Origin of the sequence: Dickeya parazeae Ech586 (genome assembly GCF_000025065.1) — a bacterium.
Lineage (GTDB): Bacteria > Pseudomonadota > Gammaproteobacteria > Enterobacterales > Enterobacteriaceae > Dickeya > Dickeya zeae.
The window spans coordinates 4,779,468-4,796,821 of record NC_013592.1; the positions used below are offsets into that span (position 1 = coordinate 4,779,468).

Sequence of the window (17,354 nt, forward strand, 5' to 3'; positions counted from 1 at the left end):
CCCGCTATTACAAGAAAATCACGAAGAATAAGGCTCCCATCGGGAGCCTTATTGACATCATGCCTCGGTAAGGTATGCGTTTTATTTCCACACCACCCGATTGCGGCCTGCGTTTTTCGCTTCGTACAGGGCGTCATCGGCCCGCTTCATATCGCTTTCGAAGTTATCTTTCAGGTTTTGAACATGGCGGTGCTTAATAAAGGTGGCGCCGATACTGATGGTAAAATGGAAAGAATAACCGTCGACGGTGAACAGGGTATTTTCTACCTCGGTACGGATACCGTTGATAATGGTATCCACATTATCGGGGTTGGCGTGGTGCATAATCAGGCCGAATTCTTCACCGCCCAGCCGGGCAACAAAGTCATCGGTACGCAGTTTACTGGTAATGATCTCCGCCAGGCGACAAATAGCCACGTCACCGACGTGGTGACCGTACTGATCGTTGACCTTTTTGAAGAAGTCGATATCGATAATCGCCAGCGCGGTGTTTTTCTCGTGGTTACGGTAGCACTTTTCCGCTTCCAGAATATAAGCGCGTCGGTTGTGGATACCGGTCAGCGGGTCTGTATTCGCCATTTCCAGCAGTTTGGCTTCCAGCTCTTCTCTGGCGCGTTGGGTCTCAAGCGCGTAGAACAGTGACCCCAGTGTATCCACGAACGGGCTGAGAAAGCGTAATTGCTGTTCATTGTAGCCATCAAAGCGGTTACCCAATCCGATCATGCCGACCACTTCATTACGAAAATAAATGGGTAAACCCATAAATTGACGCAGGATGGGGTGGCCTTTTGGCACGCCGCGTGAGGCAGAGTGCGCGCGCGGTGTATTGGTAATCACCGGTTTACCGGTGGTTACCACATGCCCGAACAGGTTATCCAGGCTGGTGAATTGCAGTTTGTTTTGCAGGAACGTGTTATAAGAATTTTTGCTGTCGCCGTTCCAGCTGACATTGGAAATCGCGACGATGTGCAGCACTTTCTTATTCTCATGCTCTCTGACCTGGCCGATGAAACCAAACTCTGACGCTGAAATAGAGAGTAGGTCGTCAAAGATGGACATGCAGGCTTCCTGAATATCGGTTTTTTCCAGAAAGATCTTTTGCGCGCGGTTAATCAATTCCAGCAGGCGTTTATCCGCCTCTTCTTGCAATTCTTTGTTTTTCTTTTCCGTGATATCGCGATGGGTACCGGCAACCCGAATCGGTTTGCCTTTTTCATTGTATTCCACCACCTTGCCGTAGGTTTCAATCCATACCCAATCGCCCTTACTATGGCGCATCCGGTATTGTTCATTGATTAGCGTAGCCTGGCCGGTGGCGCAGGCTTCTGCCGCAAGGACCATTTTTTCCCGGTCCAGCGGATGCATTAATTGCTGCCAGTGGTCTAGTGAGGAGTCGAACTGGTCTTGTGTAATCCCCATCATTTCACACCATTGTTTATTAACGCGGATGGTGTGCCGTCCTAAATCCCAGTCCCAGGTGCCCAGGCTGGATGACTCCAGCACCAGTCGCATCTGGTTATTGGTATCCACCAGCAATTTTTGCAGGTATTTCTGGTGGGAATTATCGATCAGCAATGCCTGTACATGACTCAGTCTGCCGCTTTGATGGTAACTGGCGGTGGAAAGCTGGCGAATCCACAGGGTTTTTCCCCTGGGCGATACAAAGCGGTATTCACATTCCAGATTCGCCACCCCTTTTTTGTGGTTATCCAGTGCAAACAACAGATTCTCGTAATCATCAGGGTGGACATAGCTTTCCATCATTGCGCAGTGATGGCGGATTTCTTCCTGGCTGACACCCAGCACATGCTGCGCGTTGGGCGAGATATAGGAAATGTGCAGCATATTGTCCTGCTGCCAGTTGATGAGCACCACGGATGAGTTATTCAGCAGCCGGATTTCCTGCTCCCGATGCAGCCGTTCATTTTGCAGCTTAAACAGAGATTCGGTGGTGCTGGCAACGAAGGCCGCGGTCTCGCGCGTCGCCTCGTCAAGGATGCGCGGCTGATAGTCAATGGCGGCCAGCGAGCCGACCACAACCTCATCGAGCACCAGAGGAACGCCAAAGTAGCTGCGGATATGCGGGGCTCCGGTAACCAATGGGTGTTTGCAAAACAGGCTATTGGTCAGGGTATCTGGCACAAACAAGGTGGCGGCGCTGGAAATCACCGTGTTGCAAAACGCCAGATCCCGGTCGGTGCATTCAATATTGATACCTTCGCTGAAAATCAGCCACTGCTTATCCAGATCGATAATCGAAATAAAGGCCGCGGGAAAATTCAGTATTCGTGCAAATAAAATGACCTGGTTTTGAAACGATTGCTGTAAGTGTAAGTCGAGCAAATGGTACTCATTGATTTTTGCGACGCGCTGCTCGTCGGCGTTATATTTTTTCATTGTCACTGTTCCTGTAAATATAAATAAAATCAGTGCATTGTTTCCTGGTGCCAGAACAGAAAAACGCGACTATTAGGTTCGGTGATAAAAGAATGAAAACATCCTGTAGGGGAGCGGGATCCTGACGTGAGAGCGTGTTTTTTCAGTTACATATCTGAGTATAGAACAGGTTTTTTTATCGCCAGTGGGATCGGTACCGGGAAGAAACAAAAATCAGGCGATGACATAAATCGGTGACACTGGCGACGTAAACTGAGAACGGATGACACAACTATTATGTGTATCACACGCGGCGTTCCGTTCTTGTTTATGACACCGCTTCATTTTCTTCTGTTTTCGGGGAATGTTGGAAAAAGAGCGAGGGCGGGTATCGTGATAAACGCGCTGATGTGTAATTTTTCTTTAATTATCAATGTGTATTAATGTTGCGCCGACCTGCTTTTATTGAGATCTACCCCCGTATGATTCGCTGAATCCGACTCGTCTGTCACATAACTGTCATATTGCGTACATTTTACTGTCACTGAATTGACCTATTTTCTCCACCAGCAAACTACACTCTGATTAAACAATAGCTCCGGGTCTACACGTTTAGGCATCCCACAGGAGGGATTATGAAACTCATGCGTACCACTATTGCCAGTATTGTTGCAGCAAGTTTTTCTCTGACGGCGATTTCTGCGTTTGCCGCAGCAAATATTACCGGTGCTGGTGGCACTTTCCCTGCCCCGGTTTACACGAAGTGGGCTGACTCTTACGAGAAAGAAACCGGTAACAAAGTTAACTATCAGGGTATCGGTTCTTCCGGTGGCGTAAAACAGATTCTGGCTAAAACCGTTGATTTCGGTGCGTCAGACGCCCCGCTGGAAGATGCCAAACTGACTCAGGAAGGTTTGATTCAGTTCCCGACCGTTATCGGCGGTGTGGTTCTGGCGGTGAATCTGCCGGGCGTGAAATCCGGTGAACTGACGCTGGACGGTAAAACGCTGGGCGACATCTACCTGGGCAAGATCAAAAAATGGAATGACGACGCTATCGCCAAACTGAACCCGGGCGTGAAACTGCCGGATCAGGATATCGCTGTGGTACGTCGTGCCGACGGTTCTGGTACGTCCTATGTGTTCACCAGCTACCTGGCGAAAGTGAACAGCGAGTGGAAAGAGAAGGTTGGTGCGGGCAATACCGTTAACTGGCCGACCGGTCTGGGTGGTAAAGGCAACGACGGTATCGCTGCGTTTGTTCAGCGTCTGCCGGGGTCTATCGGCTACGTTGAGTACGCTTACGCCAAACAGAATAACCTGACCTACACCAAACTGATTTCTGCTGATGGCAAAGCGGTCACCCCGACGGAAGTGTCTTTCAGCAACGCGGCTAAAGGCGCTGACTGGAGCAAATCTTTTGCTCAGGACCTGACCAACCAGAAAGGCGACAATGCGTGGCCGATTACCACCACCACGTTCATCCTGATGTACAAGAAGCAGGAGAAACCTGAGCAGGGCAAAGAAGTGTTGAAGTTCTTTGACTGGGCTTACAACAAAGGTGGCGCACAGGCGAAAGCACTGGACTATGCGACCCTGCCGAATGAAGTGGTTGCGCAAATTCGCGCTGCTTGGAAAAGCCAGGTGAAAGACGGCAGTGATAAAGCGCTGTATTAATTTGCGCCCGGCAAGATAGGTTGTGTGAGTACCGAGAGGTGGATAAACCGGAAACGGGGTATCCACCTCTGACATTGGTTGGGGGCTCCCCCAATTATCGCAAAGACGTAGTTATCTGAAAGAAGAGAGACGTATGGCTGAGCAAAAGCCAACTATTACACCTCCGGGAAAACAGGGCGACATACTGTTCGGGGCGCTGGTCAGACTGGCGGCCCTGTTGACGTTGCTGCTGCTGGGCGGAATTATCGTTTCCCTGATTTTTGCCTCATGGCCAAGCATCAAAACGTTTGGTTTCTCCTTTCTGTGGACCAAAGAGTGGGATGCGCCCGCCGGACAATTTGGCGCGCTGGTACCGATTTACGGCACCGTCGTGACCTCGCTGATCGCGCTGATTATCGCCATCCCCATTAGTTTCGGTATCGCGTTGTTCCTGACTGAGCTTGCGCCGGGCTGGTTGAAACGTCCGCTGGGTGTGGCGATCGAACTGTTGGCTGCGATCCCCAGTATCGTTTACGGCATGTGGGGGTTGTTCGTGTTCGCCCCGCTGTTCGCTAAATATTTTCAACAGCCGGTGGGCAGCGTGTTCTCGAGTATCCCGCTGGTTGGCACCCTGTTTTCCGGGCCGGCGTTCGGTATCGGTATTCTGGCCGCCGGGGTGATTCTGGCTATCATGATAATCCCCTACATTGCGGCGGTGATGCGCGATGTGTTCGAACAAACGCCGGTGATGATGAAAGAGTCGGCGTATGGCATCGGTTGTACCACCTGGGAAGTTATCTGGCACATCGTGCTGCCGTTCACCAAAAACGGCGTGATTGGCGGCGTGATGCTGGGGCTGGGCCGCGCGTTGGGTGAAACCATGGCGGTGACCTTCATCATCGGCAACACGTACCAGTTTGATAGTTTCTCGCTTTATATGCCGGGCAACAGTATCACCTCTGCGCTGGCTAACGAATTTGCCGAAGCGGATACCGGGCTGCATACCGCCGCGTTGATGGAGCTGGGCCTGATCCTGTTTGTGATTACGTTTATCGTGCTGGCCTGTTCGAAGCTGATGATCATGCGTCTGGCTAAAAACGAAGGAGCACGCTGATGGCAAGCATTGGTATTGAAAATCGTTCTGACACGATGGAAACCCGCCGCAAGATGCAGGCCTGGCGCCGCCAGAAAAACCGCGTCGCGCTGTTTCTGTCGATGCTGACCATGGCGTTTGGCTTGTTCTGGCTGGTGTGGATCCTGATGTCCACCGTGACTAAAGGCATTGACGGTATGTCGCTGTCGCTGTTTACCGAAATGACGCCGCCGCCGAATACGGCAGGTGGTGGTCTGGCTAACGCGATTGTCGGCAGTGGGCTGTTGATTCTGTGGTCAACATTGTTTGGCACGCCGTTGGGGATTATGGCGGGCGTCTACCTGGCGGAGTACGGTCGCAAGTCGCTGATCGCGGAAGTAATTCGCTTTATTAACGACATCCTGCTGTCGGCACCGTCGATTGTGGTGGGGTTGTTCGTCTACACGCTGGTGGTGGCCAAAATGGAACACTTCTCCGGCTGGGCGGGGGTGATTGCGTTGGCGCTGTTGCAGGTGCCTATCGTGATCCGTACCACTGAAAACATGCTGAAACTGGTGCCGGATAGTCTGCGTGAAGCGGCTTACGCACTGGGGACGCCGAAATGGAAGATGATTTCGGCCATTACCCTGAAAGCGTCGGTATCTGGCATCATCACCGGGGTGTTGCTGGCGGTAGCGCGTATCGCCGGGGAAACCGCACCATTGCTGTTTACCTCGCTGTCGAACCAGTTCTGGAGCACCGATCTGATGCAGCCGATCGCCAACCTGCCGGTCACCATCTTTAAATTTGCGATGAGTCCGTTTAAAGAGTGGCAAGGGCTGGCGTGGGCCGGGGTATTGCTGATTACCCTGTGTGTGCTGGTGCTGAACATTCTGGCGCGTGTGCTGTTCGCCAAAAAATCACATTAACAGCGCGCTAAAAAACAGATTAATAACGCAACATTAAATGTATATCCGGGCGTCGCACAGGCGGCGTTCGCCAGAAGAGAGAAGTCTTGATGAGTATGGTCACAGAGACATCCGCCAGCAAAATCCAGGTGCGCAATCTGAACTTCTATTACGGAAAATTTCATGCGCTGAAAAACATCACGCTGGATATTGCCAAAAATCAGGTGACGGCTTTTATCGGGCCGTCGGGGTGCGGTAAATCTACCTTGCTGCGTACCCTGAATAAAATGTATCAGCTCTATCCTGAGCAGCGTGCCGAAGGCGATATTCTGCTGGATGGCAACAATATTCTGACCGATAGCCAGGATATCGCGTTGCTGCGCGCCAAGGTGGGGATGGTGTTCCAGAAGCCGACGCCGTTTCCGATGTCTATTTACGACAATATTGCCTTTGGGGTGAAGCTGTTTGAAAAGCTGTCGCGTGCAGAGATGGACGAGCGTGTTCAGTGGGCGCTGACCAAAGCGGCACTGTGGCAGGAAACCAAGGATAAGTTGCACCAGAGCGGTTACAGCTTGTCCGGCGGTCAGCAACAGCGTTTGTGTATCGCTCGCGGCATCGCCATTCGTCCAGACGTTCTGCTGCTGGATGAACCCTGTTCGGCGCTGGATCCGATCTCTACCGGCCGCATCGAAGAGCTGATTTCTGAATTAAAGAAAGACTATACCGTGGTGATCGTGACGCATAACATGCAACAGGCAGCGCGTTGTTCCGACCATACGGCGTTTATGTATCTGGGCGAGCTGATTGAGTTCAGTGATACCGATACTCTGTTTACCGCGCCACGGCAGAAACAGACCGAAGATTACATCACCGGTCGTTACGGTTGATTACGGGAGTATCATGGAAAATCTCAATCTAAACAAACATATTTCCGGTCAGTTTAATGCCGAGCTGGAAAGCATTCGTACCCAGGTTATGACGATGGGCGGGTTGGTGGAACAGCAACTGACCGACGCCATCACCGCGATGCATAACCGCGACGCGGAACTGGCACAGCGCGTGATCGAAGGTGACTCTAAAGTCAACATGATGGAAGTGGCTATCGACGAAGCGTGCGTGCGTATCATCGCCAAGCGGCAGCCGACGGCCAGTGACTTGCGTCTGGTCATGGCGATCATCAAGACGATTTCCGAGCTGGAGCGCATCGGCGACGTGGCGGATAAAATCTGCCGCACCGCGCTGGAGAAGTTCTCTCATCAGCATCAGCCGCTGCTGGTGAGCCTGGAGTCGCTGGGTAACCACACTGTGCAGATGCTGCACGATGTGCTGGACGCGTTTGCCCGTATGGATCTGGATGAAGCCAAACGCATCTACATGGAAGACAAGAAGGTGGATAAAGAGTACGAAGGCATTGTGCGCCAGTTAATGACCCACATGATGGAAGACTCCCGCACCATTCCCAGCGTTCTGACCGCCTTGTTCTGTGCCCGTTCCATCGAGCGTATCGGTGACCGTTGCCAGAACATTTGCGAGTTCATTTTCTACTTCGTCAAAGGCCAGGATTTTCGTCATCTGGGTGGCGACGCACTGGAAAAAATGCTGGCACAGAAAGATGCCGACAAACCGGAAACGCAGCAACCGGAATAAGCCCGGCTGGTTTTCCGATGTGTACACAACGCCCCGTTTTCGGGGCGTTGTTATGAGTAACCGGGTGTCGCCGTTGCTGTCACCGGGGGTTGCCACTGAGCGGATATAACATAAGTTCATATTATGGGTGTTTATATTATTTCCGACGCGCTGTAGCCGCTGTTAGCCTGCATTTATTGAATTAACAAGTGGTTATCCACTCATCATTCTTTATAAATAACGGCTACAGGCGGATAAAAAATGAAAAAACCTCTTTTGGCATTTTCTCTTCTGGCGGGTTTGGTTTCTCTGGCCGGTAACGCGCAGGCTGACAAGCTGGATGACATCCAGAAAGCCGGTGTCGTGAAAGTCGCGGTATTCGACAGCAATCCACCGTTTGGTTATGTCGACCCGCAGAGTAAAAAACTGGTGGGTTATGATGTCGACGTCGCACAAGCCATCGGTAACGCGCTTGGCGTCAAGGTGGAACTGCGCGCCACCAATCCGGCTAACCGTATTCCGTTGCTGACCTCGAAAAAAGTCGACCTGATCGCCGCCAACTTCACCATCACCGATGAGCGCGCTAAACAAGTCAATTTCAGTGTGCCCTATTTTGCGACCGGCCAGAAATTCATCGCCCGCAAAGGCGTGTTGAAAACGCCGGATGACCTTAAAAACCTGCGCATTGGCGCGGATAAAGGCACTGTGCAGGAAATCACCCTGCGCGAACATTACCCGACTGCGAAAGTAATTTCCTACGACGATACCCCGCTGGCGTTCGCCGCACTGCGTAACGGCAACGTACAGGCCATCACCCAGGATGACGCTAAACTGGTTGGGCTGCTGGGCAATCTGGCACCGGCGCAGAAAGCCGACTTTGAAATTTCTCCGTTTAGCATCACCAAAGAGTATCAAGGTATCGGCCTGCCGAAGGGGGAAGATCGTCTGACGCAGAAAGTGAACGATATCCTGCTGAATCTGGAAAAACAGGGCGACGCTGTGAAGATTTATAACCGTTGGTTTGGGCCGCAAACACCGTCTGCCCAGCCGCGCGGTGACTTCAAGATTGCACCGCTGGAACAACAGCCCAAGGCTTAAGTTCGTAATGACATTAAGCTCGAGGTAACCGCCTTCGCTGTTCGGTGGTGGCTTCCCTGATTTCTTACCTGATGATGGCTCGCCTCTGGCCGTATCCCAGAGGCCTTCTTGCTGATGATAACTGCTCAATCTTTCCAACAATGGCTGGCTGACACGCTGCTGGCACCGCAGTATCTGCAATGGCTGTGGCAGGGATTTCAGGTCACGCTGGGTATTGCGGCGGCGACCGTGGTGCTGGCAACGTTGTCAGGGCTGATACTGGCAGCCGGTCGAGACAGCGGTACGCGGTGGCTACGCTGGCCGGTGATAGCGTATTGCGCGTTGTTTCGTAATACCCCGCTGCTGGTGCAATTGTTTTTCTGGTATTTCGGCGCGGCCCAGTTGCTGCCAGAGGGGGCGATGCAATGGCTTAACCGCCCGCATGTGATTCCGCTGGTTGGGCTGGACATGCCATCGTTTGAGTTCCTGGCCGGATTATTTGGCCTGACGCTGTATTCTGCGGCGTTTATCGCTGAAGAAGTACGTGCCGGTATCGCGGGTGTGGCGCGCGGTCAGAAGTATGCCGCCTGCGCGTTAGGGCTAACCGGCTGGCAGGCGATGCGCTATGTGGTGTTGCCACAGGCGCTGCGTATCGCTCTGCCACCATTACTGGGTCAGTATATGAACGTTGTCAAAAACTCATCGCTGGCGATGGCCATCGGTGTGGCAGAGCTGTCTTACGCCTCCCGGCAGGTGGAAACGGAAACGCTGCGCACCTTTCAGGCGTTTGGCGTTGCCACGGTGCTGTATATCGCGGTGATTGCCGTGATGGAAGGTTGGGGACAGTGGCGTCAACATCGGCAGCCAGTCAGAGGGCATTGAGATGGATTTTTCAATCATTCGCGACAATTTTAGCTACCTGATGTGGGGCACCTATCCTGATGGCCCTTTGGGGGGCGCGGCGTTGACATTGGTGCTTAGCCTGATGGCCGGGCTTATCTCGGCAGTACTGGGAACGGTGCTGGGGGTCGCGCTGGCGATGTTGCGCGGCTGGGCTGGTGGGCTGTTGGCCGTGGTGTTGGGGTTTTTCCGGGCAATTCCGGTGATCATGCTGATTTTCTGGACTTACTTTCTGTTGCCTATCGTGTTTGGCGTCGATATCCCTGAAATCACGACGGTGGTGTGTGCACTGGCGTTGATCGCGTCGGCTTATCTGGCGCATGGCGTAAAAGCGGGCATCATGGCGATAGGTCTGGGCCAGTGGCAGGCAGGGATGTCGCTCGGGTTGGGGCGCTGGCAAACACTGTGGCACATCGTATTGCCGCAGGCACTGCGCATGATGGTGCCGTCGTTCATCAATCAGTGGATTTCCCTGATTAAAGATACCTCGCTGGCTTACATTGTGGGCGTCGGTGAGCTGACGTTTCTGGCAACGCAGGTTAACAACCGCAGTATGGTTTATCCGACAGAAGTGTTTCTGTTTATCGCGCTGGTCTATTTTATTTTTTGTCTGACGCTGGATTTGCTGGCACAGGGTGTCAGTCGGCGTTTTCACGCCGGGCTGAAACCCGTCCGTCGCTGGCTAGTGTGGCGACGGCGGGCAGCATGCGTACCAGAATCCCCGTTGCGTGAAGTGGCCTGATGCATCAGGCAGTGGTAGCGTCAGCTCGTCGCGGTCAACGCCCATCCCTTTTCCTGCCACAGCGTGGGTAGCTGGGCCATATCGTGAAACATCGTCACCAACGGGTGATCGATAGGCGCGTTATGCTCGTCAGCACAGTAGTAGAACACCGGTATACCCGCGGCGATGCCGGCCTGCGTACCGGAAACGGAATCCTCTACCAGAATACAGTTTTCCACCGTTACCCCCATCTGTTGTGCGGCATGGTGCAATAACGCCGGGTCCGGTTTCCATTTCCCGATATCGTAGCCACTGTACAGATGCTCGCCAAAAAACGGCAACAAGCCGGTTAACCCGAGTGAATGCTGCATTTTGCTGACCGGTCCGTTGGACACGACCGCTTTCGGCGTATGAAGCGCTGCCAGCACCTCTTTCACGCCAGGGATCGGTTGTAGTGAAAGATCGAAAAGCCGCGCGACCTCCTGACGGAAATGACGCTCCATATCCTCCACGCAAACCGTCAGACCAAAACGCTCACTGATGCAGTCGATAATGTCGTAGAGCTTCATTCCCTTAAAGGTTTTGATGACTTCATCCAGCGGTAGCTGTACGCCATGGGGAATAAAGATATTGACGTAGGCCTGGCAGCAGATGACTTCGCTGTCGACCAACGTACCGTCACAGTCGAAAAATACGCATTCAATCCGGGACATGGGCGTTCCTTATCAGGGGACCAAAACCCCCACTTTACCTGACTGACCGCAGAATGCGATGTTTGCGCAAATAAGCCGGTGACTGGTTGTTATTTCTGTAGCGGACAAACGTTTTCCCATCGGGAAGTAAGGGGAAAACGCAGCGAACAGGCAGGAGATATAGAAAATAGTTATCGCTGGGAAAAAAAAGCCGACGGGTGCGTTAACTGCTCCGTATTTTGGTATAGGATACCGGGCGATTATCTTTCCTTTCTTCTCTTTGGGTCATTTATCATGGATAAATCTCAGTCTGGTTCCGTTGCTGAGCAAGGGCTGTTGGGGCGCGTGTTCAAACTGAAGCAACACGGCACCACTGTTCGTACTGAAACCATTGCCGGGTTCACGACTTTCCTGACGATGGTGTATATCGTTTTCGTTAACCCGCAGATTCTGGGCGCGGCCGGGATGGACACCAAAGCGGTGTTTGTTACCACCTGTCTTATCGCCGCTTTTGGTAGTATTTTTATGGGGTTGCTGGCTAATCTGCCGGTTGCGCTGGCACCTGCCATGGGCCTGAACGCCTTTTTCGCGTTCGTTGTGGTCGGCACCATGGGCCTGCCGTGGCAGGTTGCGATGGGGGCTATCTTCTGGGGCTCGGTAGGGTTCCTGCTGTTGACGGTATTCCAGGTGCGCTACTGGATGATCGCCAATATTCCGCTCAGTTTGCGCTTGGGTATCGCCAGCGGTATTGGTCTGTTTATCGCCATGATTGGCCTGAAAAACGCCGGGATTATCGTGCCGAACCCGGAAACGCTGGTGTCGGTCGGCAAGCTGACCTCACATAGCGTGCTGTTGGGTGTGCTGGGCTTTTTCATTATCGTGGTGCTGGCATCGCGCAATATTCATGCGGCGGTGTTGATCTCCATCGCGGTCACCACGCTGCTGGGCGCGCTGTTGGGGGATGTGAAATTCACTGGCGTATTTTCCATGCCGCCGAGCGTCAGCAATGTCGTCGGGCAGGTTGATTTGGCCGGGTCGCTGAATATCGGTCTGTCCGGGGTGATTTTCTCTTTCATGCTGGTGAACCTGTTTGACTCTTCCGGCACGCTGATTGGCGTGACTGATAAAGCAGGCCTGGTGGATGCTCGCGGTAAATTTCCGCAGATGAAACAGGCGCTGTATGTCGACAGTATCAGTTCGGTGGTAGGGTCATTTATCGGTACGTCGTCTGTGACCGCTTACATCGAAAGCTCTTCCGGTGTTTCTATCGGTGGCCGTACCGGCCTGACGGCCGTCGTGGTGGGGATATTGTTCCTGTTGGTGATGTTCCTGTCGCCGCTGGCGGGGATGGTACCGGCCTATGCAGCCGCGGGTGCGCTGATTTATGTTGGTGTGCTGATGACGTCCAGTCTGGCCCGCGTCAACTGGGACGATTTGACCGAAGCCGTACCGGCGTTTGTGACCGCCGTGATGATGCCGTTCTCCTTCTCGATCACAGAAGGCATCGCGTTGGGCTTTATTTCCTACGCGGTGATGAAAGCGGCAACGGGTCGCTGGCGCGAAATCAGCCCGTGTGTGATTGTGGTTGCGGTACTGTTCCTGCTGAAGATCGTGTTTATCGACGCCCACTAATTATCCGTGAGTCATCCGTGAGCCGGGGTAACCCGGCTCGCTATTGATGATGTCATTGCTCGAATGCTTTCCTGCTCTTTCCTTTCCCGTCACATCGCATACTGCGCAGACGCGTTTTCCGTCGCGTGGCTGCTGAGTTTGATATAGCGCCGCGACTGACGTTGTTGCTGGATGATTTCACCGGATTTTCGCATGCCGTAAGCCGAGGTGTAATTCCACATCACCAACCGATCAAGACGTGGGGTATGGGCGCAAGCCCAGGCCAGGTAATCATCAATGTCGCTTATCACTTCCACATCCGGAATATGCCGGGAGCGCAGGCGACCTGAGGCGGGATGCAATTTGAGCGACTCCGGCCCTCCGATGTTGAAGCCGGGAATTTTCAGTACTGACTGACGGATGGTGCACAGCTGGGTAGCCGCTTCCAGCGGATCTATCTGAGCGTCAATCCAGGCTTTTTCTGCGTGGGTCTGTGTTTGCAGGTGAGGGGGTGTTTCACGACTCCAGACGCGGATAATTTCCACATCCATTCCCACTTTACCTTCTTCGCTCAGCAGGATTGCGATGGTATTTCCTGCGTAGCCAAGGCTGAAGTCGGGGAGATGCGGATCGACAAAACAGGGTCTGCCGTTAGGCGAGACCATTAAAGGTGGAAGTACTGGATAACCGAAAAAATAAAACATCATTTCTGCCAACAGCGCCCGGCTCTTCAGATAACGCTCGCGGCGTTTTACTGAAAAGCTGTGCGTGGATGAAATCAGGTCATCCGATAACCGTTGCAGATCGGGTAACGCTTCCGTGCTTGCCCACCTGACGAAATGACAGGTCATATTCACTCCATGATGCCAACGAAAAAAACCTGATAATTTTTAGTAGAATAACTGCTCGGTGAAGTTTATTTCCGACGCAAATGGTCAGACAAATATCCGTGCCAAAGAAAAACTGACGGAGAAATCGGCGATAATTATCCTTGTTTGAGCAGAATACGTCAAAAAGCACTTTTTATTAAAACTGATTTTATTTTGCTTGAAACAAAATCGGACTGACATCACATCATGTCAACACAGTGCGGCATGCCCGTGAACGCATCCTGGCATCACGGGCAAATAAAGACATCAGCGCAGACGGATATCTGCGTGATTCCATGCAGAGCATTGCTGCTTTTCATAAACCCGCTCGGCCAGCGCCTGCGGTGTTACCAATGTTAATGCCGATGTTGGGCACACACGAACACAGGACGGGCTATCGGCAACGCCGATACACAGGTCGCATTTATGAACTTCACTGCCTGATAGCGAGGGGGCAGATGTTTCGCCGTCGAATGCGGGCGTCACCACATCGATGGCGCCGAACGGACAGGCGATTACGCAACTTTTACAGCCAATACACCGCGATGAAATTACCTGAATACTGTCTTGATGCCGCACCAGCGCATCGTGCGGACAAACGCTGGCGCAGGGGGCGTTTTCACACTGATGGCACAGTACTGGTGTACTCACGTTAGCATTTTTTATTACTTTAAGGCGCGGAAAAAAATGCGATTTATTCAATTTTTGTTGGTTGCCACCAGCGTGGGCGACAGCACAGGCAATCTCGCAGGTGCGACAACCAATACATTTGGCGGCGTCTGCGATCACAAACTGATTCATAACCGATTCTCCTGTTGCGCCATCGTTCTGACCGGCAGCGACATGTCCTGACTCTCCAGCCCCATCACTCGCAGCATACCTTGTGCAGCCTTACGGCCATCCGCGATAGCGGTGACTACTAAATCAGCGCCCCGCACTGCGTCGCCACCGGCGAATACCTGCCGATGGCTGGTCTGGCAGGGGTATCTGTCATCAACAGGCGTTGTCGTGATATGGCCCCAGTGGTCCAGCGAGATATGAGCATGTTGTAGCCACGGCATGCTGTGCGTCTGGAACCCGAATGCGGTGATCACCGCATCCGCAGGCTGCACGAATTCAGATCCTGGCACGGGTTTGGGCCGACGACGACCGCTGGCGTCCGGTTCACCCATTTCAGTACGAATCAGACCGACACCGCAAACCGCCCCATCATCGTTCAGGTAAATCTTGAGTGGCTGAACATTGAAGATAAATTCCACGCCTTCTTCACGGGCGTTTTTCACTTCCTTACGTGAGCCCGGCATATTGGCCTCATCACGCCGATAGGCGCAGGTAACGGAGGTCGCACCCTGACGGATCGACGTGCGCAGGCAGTCCATCGCGGTGTCGCCGCCGCCCAGTACCAGTACACGCTTACCTTGCATTGATACATAAGGCTCATTGGGTAATGCCGGTAATTCCATGACCTGCTTGGTATTGGCTATCAGAAACGGTAGCGCGTCATAGACACCGGGGGCGTCTTCATTCTCCAGACCCGCTTTCATGGAGCGGTAGGTGCCGACGCCAAGGAACAGCGTGTCAAATTCCGCCAGCAACTGCGTCATACTGATATCGGTGCCGACTTCGGTATTCAGGCGAAATTCGATCCCCATCGCGCTGAATATTTCCCGACGCCGGGCCAACACTGATTTATCCAGTTTGAAAGCTGGAATACCAAAGGTCAGTAACCCACCGATTTCAGGATGCCTGTCAAAGACCACCGCCTTTACGCCGTGGCGTGCCAGTACATCGGCGCAAGCCAGTCCAGCCGGTCCGGCACCGATGATGGCTGCGCGTTTGCCGGTGGGGGTAACCTGGCTTAGGTCTGGCTGCCAGCCCATGCTCATCGCGGTATCGGTGATATAACGCTCGATATTACCTACAGTTACGGCGCCATAACCCCGGCCCAGCGTACAGGCACCTTCGCATAACCTGTCCTGTGGGCAGACCCGACCGCAGATTTCCGGCAAGCTGCTGGTTCGGTGTGACAACTCGGCGGCATCGAGAATGCGCCCTTCCTGCACCAGTTGCAGTAGCGCGGGGATATTATTGTGCAGTGGGCAGGTCCATTCGCAGATGGCGTTCTGACCACAATGCAGGCAGCGGCTGGCTTGATCGTGAGCGTGTTCTGCGTCGAAGCCATGATAGATTTCGTTAAACGTGGCGACCCGTTCTTCCAGGGGTTTTTTGACCGCATCCCGGCGTGGCCAGTTCTTCCGTTTGTCCAGCGGGTGGCACGCCGTTGCGGCAAAGGTAGGAATGGCACGTGGTGCACCGGGGATACCGGTTTGCGCCATGCGTAGTTGTTTTTCCCGACGTTGTTCTTCAAGTGAGCGTTCACTTACAAGATGGAGCGCCTGTGTAGGACAGGCTTCTACACAGGCCTGCCCTTCAGGACGACCAATACACAGGTCGCATTTATGCGCACTAGCACCCTGAGCCTGGTTTTCGACGGAGATGGCACCAAACGGACACGCCAGCACGCAGGTTTTGCAACCAATGCACTTTTCGGCGATCAACTGAATACCGTCCTGTTTTCTGACCAGCGCCTGTGTGGGGCATACTTTTGCACAAGGTGAGTCTTCACAATGGCGGCAGGTTACCGCTGTGTGTTGATCGCCCTGATGATAGACCCTGATTCGGGGGTGAAAATCTTCCCTGTTTTCCGGATAACGCCCGTGATTGTGGGAAATCACGCAGGCAATCTCGCAGGCATTACAGCCGATACAATCCTTCGCATTTGCGATAACAAACTGATTCATATCCTCTCCCGACATGTACAGCATGGGTGTGCTTATGACCCGCACACATTTTCAGGCGAGCCCTTATCGAATTAAGTAAGTGTTCACTAACTTAATCGATGCGGGATGTCTGTTGTGATTACAGGCTGTATGACGTCGGCATTGTCTGCCGGGGCAGAAGAAAAGAGACGAAATCAGTCTGAGCGGGTCACTGAAAAAGTGATTCTGGAAGGGGCCTGGTACCTGTCTCGTCAGGAGAAAAAATAACGATCCCCTCAGTTAATGATGTTTATCCTAACGGCTCGGATCGGCGTAAATCTTGATATAGAACAGATAAAGTGAGGTAAAAATAACCAAAAACTTTCATGCAGTTATCAAAAAAGACGGAAATATCCCCTGACAAGATAAGAGAATGTAAAACCGGCGGGCTTTGTAGCAACAGAGGAGTAACAGAAGAGCGGTCGGTAAAAGAAGAGGAGTAACAGATGCATCGGCATCATACCGATGGCGCTTATCCCGTCTTTATCACGATGGCGTTTCTTCCTGAGCGGTTGTCATATCATAAAATCTGGCTATGCTTTGTTTATGATAATTAAAGGATATGAGGGAAACGCGAGATAGCGGTCGCGGCTGAAGAGAAAGTAACGTGCTATATCTGTTTACTATTTCGCAATGCATTGCGCAGTACGATAAATTTCATAGCAAGATAAGTAATAGATATAAATAAGATTTATTTCTATTTCAATGGGCGTTAATAATATTGCAAGAAATCGTAATTATTGTCTTGTTTTGATGTCTGCGTGATGTTTATCACGAAAAAATATTATATTTCGTGTGTTTATATGCGCGTTATGATGGGTAGCTATCATCGTTGAACTCTATTTTTATTGATGATGGGTTTAAGCATAGCTTGTTACCCTTTCATCGATTGAATTTGTTTTGCGAATTGAGTTCGCACCGTGAATTTTGGTCTTGCGGGTTGAACATCGCCTGAAAAAAAGCGTCTTAATACTCAACTAAGAAATCTGCGCTATGCTCGTCTGCTAATTGTCAGACAGGTGATATTG

Annotated in this window: 15 protein-coding genes; 10 read left to right on the forward strand and 5 right to left on the reverse strand. The window is 52.4% G+C overall.

The features are described 5' to 3' along the window. Positions 1-81: 81 nt before the first annotated feature. On the reverse strand, positions 82-2,397 hold the full coding sequence (locus tag DD586_RS20865) for a sensor domain-containing diguanylate cyclase (protein WP_012886775.1): 2,316 nt from the start codon (positions 2,395-2,397) through the stop codon (positions 82-84). A gap of 614 nt (positions 2,398-3,011) precedes the next feature. Here DD586_RS20865 and pstS point away from each other — a divergent pair. The 8 genes from pstS (at position 3,012) to DD586_RS20905 (ending at position 10,356) form a co-directional block, all read left to right on the forward strand. Continuing rightward, a complete protein-coding gene (pstS, locus tag DD586_RS20870) occupies positions 3,012-4,052 on the forward strand; it encodes a phosphate ABC transporter substrate-binding protein PstS (protein ID WP_012886776.1) in 1,041 nt (346 codons plus the stop codon). A gap of 133 nt (positions 4,053-4,185) precedes the next feature. Continuing rightward, positions 4,186-5,145: a phosphate ABC transporter permease PstC gene (pstC, locus tag DD586_RS20875; protein WP_012886777.1), complete on the forward strand. Its 960-nt coding sequence runs from the start codon at positions 4,186-4,188 to the stop codon at positions 5,143-5,145. After that, complete coding sequence (gene pstA, locus DD586_RS20880; RefSeq protein WP_012886778.1) at positions 5,145-6,032, forward strand: phosphate ABC transporter permease PstA; 888 nt, start codon at positions 5,145-5,147, stop codon at positions 6,030-6,032. The genes pstC and pstA overlap by 1 nt, the downstream gene beginning before the upstream one ends. An 89-nt stretch (positions 6,033-6,121) precedes the next feature. Further along, positions 6,122-6,898, forward strand: coding sequence for a phosphate ABC transporter ATP-binding protein PstB (gene pstB / locus DD586_RS20885; RefSeq protein ID WP_012886779.1), 777 nt, complete (start codon positions 6,122-6,124; stop codon positions 6,896-6,898). Positions 6,899-6,911: 13 nt separating this feature from the next. Further along, the gene (phoU, locus tag DD586_RS20890; protein ID WP_012886780.1) at positions 6,912-7,658 is read left to right on the forward strand and encodes a phosphate signaling complex protein PhoU; all 747 of its coding nucleotides are present in this window, start codon (positions 6,912-6,914) and stop codon (positions 7,656-7,658) included. A gap of 240 nt (positions 7,659-7,898) precedes the next feature. Continuing rightward, positions 7,899-8,735 (forward strand): ABC transporter substrate-binding protein, encoded by an 837-nt coding sequence (locus tag DD586_RS20895; protein ID WP_012886781.1) that lies wholly within the window; start codon positions 7,899-7,901, stop codon positions 8,733-8,735. A gap of 114 nt (positions 8,736-8,849) precedes the next feature. Then, the gene (locus DD586_RS20900) at positions 8,850-9,596 is read left to right on the forward strand and encodes an amino acid ABC transporter permease (RefSeq protein ID WP_012886782.1); all 747 of its coding nucleotides are present in this window, start codon (positions 8,850-8,852) and stop codon (positions 9,594-9,596) included. A gap of 1 nt (position 9,597) precedes the next feature. Then, a complete protein-coding gene (locus tag DD586_RS20905) occupies positions 9,598-10,356 on the forward strand; it encodes an amino acid ABC transporter permease (protein ID WP_012886783.1) in 759 nt (252 codons plus the stop codon). 20 nt (positions 10,357-10,376) lie between these two features. On the opposite strand, the gene yieH is transcribed toward DD586_RS20905, so the two are convergent. Next, the gene (gene yieH / locus DD586_RS20910; RefSeq protein WP_012886784.1) at positions 10,377-11,048 is read right to left on the reverse strand and encodes a 6-phosphogluconate phosphatase; all 672 of its coding nucleotides are present in this window, start codon (positions 11,046-11,048) and stop codon (positions 10,377-10,379) included. Positions 11,049-11,321: 273 nt separating this feature from the next. Between yieH and DD586_RS20915 the strand changes: the two genes are divergently transcribed. Beyond that, a complete protein-coding gene (locus DD586_RS20915) occupies positions 11,322-12,659 on the forward strand; it encodes an NCS2 family permease (protein WP_012886785.1) in 1,338 nt (445 codons plus the stop codon). An 89-nt stretch (positions 12,660-12,748) separates the two neighbouring features. On the opposite strand, the gene DD586_RS20920 is transcribed toward DD586_RS20915, so the two are convergent. From DD586_RS20920 to aegA, 3 genes are all read right to left on the reverse strand, one after another. Continuing rightward, positions 12,749-13,489, reverse strand: a complete 741-nt coding sequence (locus DD586_RS20920) for a 4'-phosphopantetheinyl transferase family protein (RefSeq protein WP_012886786.1) — start codon at positions 13,487-13,489, stop codon at positions 12,749-12,751. A gap of 285 nt (positions 13,490-13,774) precedes the next feature. Continuing rightward, complete coding sequence (locus DD586_RS20925) at positions 13,775-14,308, reverse strand: 4Fe-4S dicluster domain-containing protein (RefSeq protein ID WP_012886787.1); 534 nt, start codon at positions 14,306-14,308, stop codon at positions 13,775-13,777. Beyond that, positions 14,305-16,308, reverse strand: coding sequence for a formate-dependent uric acid utilization protein AegA (gene aegA / locus DD586_RS20930; RefSeq protein ID WP_012886788.1), 2,004 nt, complete (start codon positions 16,306-16,308; stop codon positions 14,305-14,307). Before aegA ends, DD586_RS20925 begins: the two co-directional genes overlap by 4 nt. A gap of 114 nt (positions 16,309-16,422) precedes the next feature. On the opposite strand from aegA, the gene DD586_RS22415 reads away from it, so the two are divergent. Further along, positions 16,423-16,554 (forward strand): hypothetical protein, encoded by a 132-nt coding sequence (locus DD586_RS22415; RefSeq protein WP_264084700.1) that lies wholly within the window; start codon positions 16,423-16,425, stop codon positions 16,552-16,554. Positions 16,555-17,354 lie beyond the last annotated feature (800 nt).

Excerpts from the sequence above, each read along its gene's own strand:
- DD586_RS20905 (WP_012886783.1), top strand. The coding sequence starts at position 9,598 with ATGGATTTTTCAATCATTCGCGACAATTTTAGCTACCTGATGTGGGGC.
- aegA (WP_012886788.1), bottom strand. The coding sequence starts at position 16,308 with ATGAATCAGTTTGTTATCGCAAATGCGAAGGATTGTATCGGCTGTAAT.
- pstA (WP_012886778.1), top strand. The coding sequence starts at position 5,145 with ATGGCAAGCATTGGTATTGAAAATCGTTCTGACACGATGGAAACCCGC.
- DD586_RS20920 (WP_012886786.1), bottom strand. The coding sequence starts at position 13,489 with ATGACCTGTCATTTCGTCAGGTGGGCAAGCACGGAAGCGTTACCCGAT.
- DD586_RS20865 (WP_012886775.1), bottom strand. The coding sequence starts at position 2,397 with ATGAAAAAATATAACGCCGACGAGCAGCGCGTCGCAAAAATCAATGAG.
- DD586_RS20900 (WP_012886782.1), top strand. The coding sequence starts at position 8,850 with ATGATAACTGCTCAATCTTTCCAACAATGGCTGGCTGACACGCTGCTG.
- pstS (WP_012886776.1), top strand. The coding sequence starts at position 3,012 with ATGAAACTCATGCGTACCACTATTGCCAGTATTGTTGCAGCAAGTTTT.
- DD586_RS20915 (WP_012886785.1), top strand. The coding sequence starts at position 11,322 with ATGGATAAATCTCAGTCTGGTTCCGTTGCTGAGCAAGGGCTGTTGGGG.
- pstC (WP_012886777.1), top strand. The coding sequence starts at position 4,186 with ATGGCTGAGCAAAAGCCAACTATTACACCTCCGGGAAAACAGGGCGAC.
- yieH (WP_012886784.1), bottom strand. The coding sequence starts at position 11,048 with ATGTCCCGGATTGAATGCGTATTTTTCGACTGTGACGGTACGTTGGTC.
- pstB (WP_012886779.1), top strand. The coding sequence starts at position 6,122 with ATGAGTATGGTCACAGAGACATCCGCCAGCAAAATCCAGGTGCGCAAT.
- phoU (WP_012886780.1), top strand. The coding sequence starts at position 6,912 with ATGGAAAATCTCAATCTAAACAAACATATTTCCGGTCAGTTTAATGCC.
- DD586_RS20925 (WP_012886787.1), bottom strand. The coding sequence starts at position 14,308 with ATGAATCAGTTTGTGATCGCAGACGCCGCCAAATGTATTGGTTGTCGC.
- DD586_RS20895 (WP_012886781.1), top strand. The coding sequence starts at position 7,899 with ATGAAAAAACCTCTTTTGGCATTTTCTCTTCTGGCGGGTTTGGTTTCT.